Here is a 4,443-nt window from a genome sequence, read left to right as displayed (position 1 = left end):
AACAACAACGACGCGACGCCTTCCCCGACTGGCTGCACACCTACAATCACCACCGCGGACACACCGCGCTGAAAGGCCAGCCACCCGCCAGCCGCGTTCCTAACCTCTCAGGGCAATACACCTAGGAAGCGGGCCAGGCGGGTTTCCCACCGCCTCAGTTCCTGCGGCGTCCAGACGGGGACCGAGACTCCGAGCTGTCTGCGCTGTGTGCCAGGGGCCATGGCCGGCCCCGCCATTCGCACTCCGGGATCGCACCCTCCCAGTCGTCGGTGCACCGGTCGGCAAAGCCCCGGCCCACCATGACCGGCCGGGTCACCACACCACCGCCGGCCTCCTGCACCCGCAGCACGAGGCCCAACCCGTTCACCCCGGGGTTCCCCCGCGGACCGTACGACACGTCGAGCACCCCGCACCCGTCGGCATGCAGGAGGAACCGCTCCAGATCGGCTGGAGCGCAGGCGGTCAACTCCCTCCCCCACAACGTCACCTGTGGCCCGTGCACCCCGTCGACTGCGACGCAGAACAACCGGCCGTCGATGAAGTAGCAGGACACGGCGGGCTCTCCACGCCCCGCCCCGAACTCCATACCCAGGGTCTTGGGGAACCAGGGGTCGGCCTGGAACCGACGCAGCTCGCTCATGTCCGGCAGGACCGCGGCAACTTCGGTGACCCTCAGCCCGAACCTCAGTGGCCCGACGCCCTCCAGGGGTGTCAGCTCCCAGGCCCACCGCTCTGGCCCCTTCACGACACCCTGCCGTTCCGCCGTCGCCGTCTCTCCACCCGTCCCCCTACGTGCCGAGCCGCGCCGACCCCCGCCGCTCACTATCACGCCAACGCGGCACCAAGCTCAAGATCCTTCGGGGAGTGATTACGCCGTAATCACTCCCGGCACCGGCAGCCCGGCGGAGTTTCACCGAGCCGGCTCCCGCTGGAAGCTCGCAGCGATTACGCCGTAATCACTACGAGCGGACGAAGTCCCCAGCCACCCCCCGAGTTTTGCGAAGCTAACGCGTCGGTCTCACAAAAGATCTTGCGCGTTAGTATGGTGTCCTTCATGAGTTCGCCAACTGCCGCCAGCGACCGCGAGAAGGTCGTCTCCAAGCTGCCGGGATGGCTCCGGCAGAGCCTCAAAGTACGAGCCGCGCAGCACGGCATCGAGATCCAGACCGCTGTCGAACAGGGCATCAGGGACTGGTGCAGCCTGGCGTCGATGCCGGCGTCGATCGACACCGCCGGCGCCGACTCGTTCTCCACATTCCTGCCGCCCGGCCAGTGGGACGAGTTCCGCGGCATCGCGGCAGAACGACGTGTCTCCCTCATCCAGGGCCTGGCCCAGTCCGTCCAGTTGTGGCTCGACACCAACCCCGCCCCGGACGTGGTGCGACCGGAGATCACCCGCCGCATCGTCGTCTGCAACCAGAAGGGCGGCGTCGGCAAGACGGCCATCACCGCGGGCCTGGGGGAGGCGCTCGCCGAAGACCCCAATGCCCTGTACTCCGTGCGCGTCGCCAAGGCACTCACCAAGGCGCTCCGGGCCAGCGAGACTCGCGCCGGAGAAACCGCGCCCTCTGACGACCCGCTCGACATCGAGAACCTGCCCGGCCCCGGTCTGCAGGTCCTGCTGGTCGACTTCGACCCGCAGTGCCACCTGACCAACCAACTCGGTGCCACTCCCCTGCCGATGAACGGCGACAGTCTCACCAACCACATGGCCGGAGACCCGAAGGGTGACCTGCGCGACCTCATCGTCTCCATCGACGAGGACACCTTCGGCGGCCGGCTGCACCTCCTGCCCGCGTGCAACGACGCGTTCCTGCTCGACGTGCGCCTGTCCGCGGTGCGCGCCAGGGAAGCCGCCCTGGAAAGGGCCCTCGCCTCGCTGGAGGGTGATTACGACGTAATCATCGTCGACTGTCCGCCCAGCCTCGGCCTCAGCATGGACGCCGCCGCCTACTACGGTCGGCGCCGCGACGGCGAGAGGCACGGGCAGTCCGGCGCCCTCATCGTCGTCCAGGCCGAGGACAGCTCCGCGGACGCCTACGAGCTCCTCACCAGCCAGATCGACGACCTGCGCAACGACCTCCAGATCGACATCGACTACCTGGGCATCGTCGTGAACCTCTACGACTCCCGCCGCGGCTACATCGCGACCTCCTCCCTCCAGGGGTGGGTCGACATAAAGGACCCGAGAGTCGTCGGTCTCATCGGAGACCTCAAGGAGCAGAAGGAAGCCGTCCGAGTGAAACAACCACTGCTGTCCTACGCGCCCAAGTCGCAGCAGGCGGTGGCCATGCGTGCTCTCGCCAGGGAGGTGCTGTGAGCAAGGCCGACCGACTGGGCGCCGGGCGCTTCGGTGGGGGAGTCCGCCCCGTCAGTGCACGCCGCCAGGCAGTCGCTGCAGCCACCGGAGTCCCGACCGAGGGCGTCGCCCCTCCGTCCGAACTCCCCGTCGACCGTATCAGCCTCAACCCGGACAACCCACGGTCCAGCCTCGGGGACCTGAGCGACCTCGCGGGCAGCCTGAAGACCCACGGCCAGAAGCAAGCGATCACGGTCATGAACCGCGACGCCTACATCAAGGCCAACCCCAGCCGGGAAGCAGACCTGGAACCGGACACCACCTACGTCGTCATCGACGGCAGCAGCCGGCTCGCTGCCGCCCGCGAAGCCGACCTCACCACCGTCAAGGTGATGGTCAGCGACGACCAGGGATCGACATCCGAGGAACTGCTCGAATCCGCTCTGGTAGCCAACATCCACCGCCAAGACCTCGAAGAGCTCGACGAGGCCCGTGCGCTGCAGCGCCTTCTCGCCATCCACGGCACCCAGCGAGCCCTCGCCAAGAGACTCCATCGCTCCCAAGGCTGGGTCTCACAGCGTCTCGCCCTGCTCAACCTGACACCCGAACTCCAGGCACGGATCGGCGAGGAGCCCATTGACCTGCTCCGTGCTGTCGGCAACAGGCCACACGATGAGCAGGCCGCTGCACTGGAAGCCCTCAAGGCCGAGCGAGCTCGCAAAGAGGCACTGAGAGAACCCAAGCCGCCCCGGAGGCCGGAGCAGGGGAAGAACGGAGAGAATGATTACGGCGTAATCACCGGAGGCTCCGCGAGCACCCCCAGCAGTGAGGCCGCGACCCCCAGGCCCTCCGGTGAAGCGGTTCCCGAGCCTCGTATGAGTTCACCTGCCGAAGAGCCGCGAGTCCCCAACGACGTGGGAGCAGAGGCCGACCAGACCGCCCGTCCCCAGCTGAAGAAGTTCCCCTACGGCGACGGGGAGTCCGCTGCCTACTACCTGATCAACAGGATGCCGCCGGACGAGTTCAACAAGATGCTGGACCTCCTCATCCAGCACAGGAACAGCAACAGCCAGGCCGCTCCTGCGCACTGAACCGGCCGCCCTCATGTCCAGCGCATGCCGATGGTGGAGAGGAGGTCGATGCGTTCTGGTGTCAGGGTGGCGGCTCGGCTGCGTTGGTTGCTGATCCATGTTCCGAGCCGGAGTTCCCGCTTTTCCTGGTCCTCGCCGCTGCCGACGATGATCGTCTCGATGTGCCTTCTTGGTACCTGCAGGTGTCCTTCGCGTTCGTAGAACTGTTTGGCGGCGGCGTAGTTGGTGGCCCATGTGTCGGCGTGTGTGCGGCGTGGTTTGGGCTTTTCGTGTTCGCCGGCGGGATGGATGCCGAGGATGTGCGTGCACATCCATTGTTGGGCGGTGGTGAGTTTGTCCCAGCCGAAGCGGACCGATGTGACCCACTGTCCGAGGTCTTCGCCTTGGTGCAGGACTTTGTCCGGCTCGGTGGGCAGTTGGCCGCCGGCTTCCAGGTGGAGCCGGGTGAGGTGGAAGGCGGCGTGAAACCCCCACGTAGACAACGTGGAGTCGACTACGGTGAAGCCACCGCGACCGGATCGCCGCTAACCGATCAGATACGAGGAAGCGTGATCCAAACCGGGTCGCCACCCCTCAGCGGAACTGCTGTCTGCCTCCAGATTCTATCCCCGGCTTCAAAACGAAGCACCAGCATCCAGAAAATCCCCCGAACGCGGCGCGATCCTGTTTACCCCGGCCCCAGCGACGCCACAGGAAAGCGGCTTGACGGAGAGTCACCCGCCTCAACCACCAGTCAGCCCAGCCTCGTTGAGCCGCACCCGTTCCCGCCCCACCCCCCTCTTGCTGCCGCCTCGGGCCGTAGGCCCGCGGGTGGGCCGCGCGGAGCGTGGCACACCCGGCCCGCACAAGAGTTGGTGGCTGCGCTGGAGTGGCCGCAGCGCAGCGGAGGCCACGGGCCGGCCGGAGGCCGGCCACGCCTCGCAACGCGAGGCGCCTGCCCTGCGGTTGACGGTGCGCGCGCAGCGCGTACCGCCTGGCGGTGAGCGGAGCGAACCGCTCCCGCTCACGCGGAGCGGGAGCGGCCGGGGCGCGCAGCGCCCCGGCTCGCTGCTC

At 67.5% G+C, this 4,443-nt stretch carries 4 protein-coding genes and 1 pseudogene; 3 read left to right on the top strand and 2 right to left on the bottom strand.

Translation table 11 applies throughout. The annotated features are described in order from the left end of the window. A pseudogene (locus tag MTQ10_RS28330) lies at positions 1-125 on the top strand (IS481 family transposase); the annotation flags it as partial. 29 nt (positions 126-154) lie between these two features. On the opposite strand, the gene MTQ10_RS28325 reads toward MTQ10_RS28330, so the two are convergent. After that, the gene (locus MTQ10_RS28325; RefSeq protein WP_247473183.1) at positions 155-640 is read right to left on the bottom strand and encodes a hypothetical protein; all 486 of its coding nucleotides are present in this window, start codon (positions 638-640) and stop codon (positions 155-157) included. 414 nt (positions 641-1,054) lie between these two features. Between MTQ10_RS28325 and MTQ10_RS28320 the strand changes: the two genes are divergently transcribed. Next, positions 1,055-2,320 carry a ParA family protein gene (locus MTQ10_RS28320; protein WP_247473182.1) on the top strand — a complete coding sequence of 422 codons (1,266 nt, stop codon included), beginning with the start codon at positions 1,055-1,057 and terminating at the stop codon, positions 2,318-2,320. Beyond that, on the top strand, positions 2,317-3,390 hold the full coding sequence (locus MTQ10_RS28315; RefSeq protein ID WP_247473181.1) for a ParB/RepB/Spo0J family partition protein: 1,074 nt from the start codon (positions 2,317-2,319) through the stop codon (positions 3,388-3,390). Before MTQ10_RS28320 ends, MTQ10_RS28315 begins: the two co-directional genes overlap by 4 nt. A gap of 11 nt (positions 3,391-3,401) precedes the next feature. Here the strand turns inward: MTQ10_RS28315 and MTQ10_RS28310 are convergent, their stop codons facing one another. Further along, positions 3,402-3,872, bottom strand: coding sequence for a helicase associated domain-containing protein (locus MTQ10_RS28310; protein ID WP_441351007.1), 471 nt, complete (start codon positions 3,870-3,872; stop codon positions 3,402-3,404). Between the last annotated feature and the right edge of the window lie 571 nt (positions 3,873-4,443).

It is taken from the genome of Streptomyces sp. XM83C (assembly GCF_023072675.1).
Classification (GTDB): Bacteria; Actinomycetota; Actinomycetes; order Streptomycetales; family Streptomycetaceae; genus Streptomyces; species Streptomyces thermocoprophilus.
This window is presented reverse-complemented; position numbering and strand designations above follow the sequence as displayed.

Excerpts from the sequence above, each read along its gene's own strand:
- MTQ10_RS28325 (WP_247473183.1), bottom strand. The coding sequence starts at position 640 with ATGAGCGAGCTGCGTCGGTTCCAGGCCGACCCCTGGTTCCCCAAGACC.
- MTQ10_RS28320 (WP_247473182.1), top strand. The coding sequence starts at position 1,055 with ATGAGTTCGCCAACTGCCGCCAGCGACCGCGAGAAGGTCGTCTCCAAG.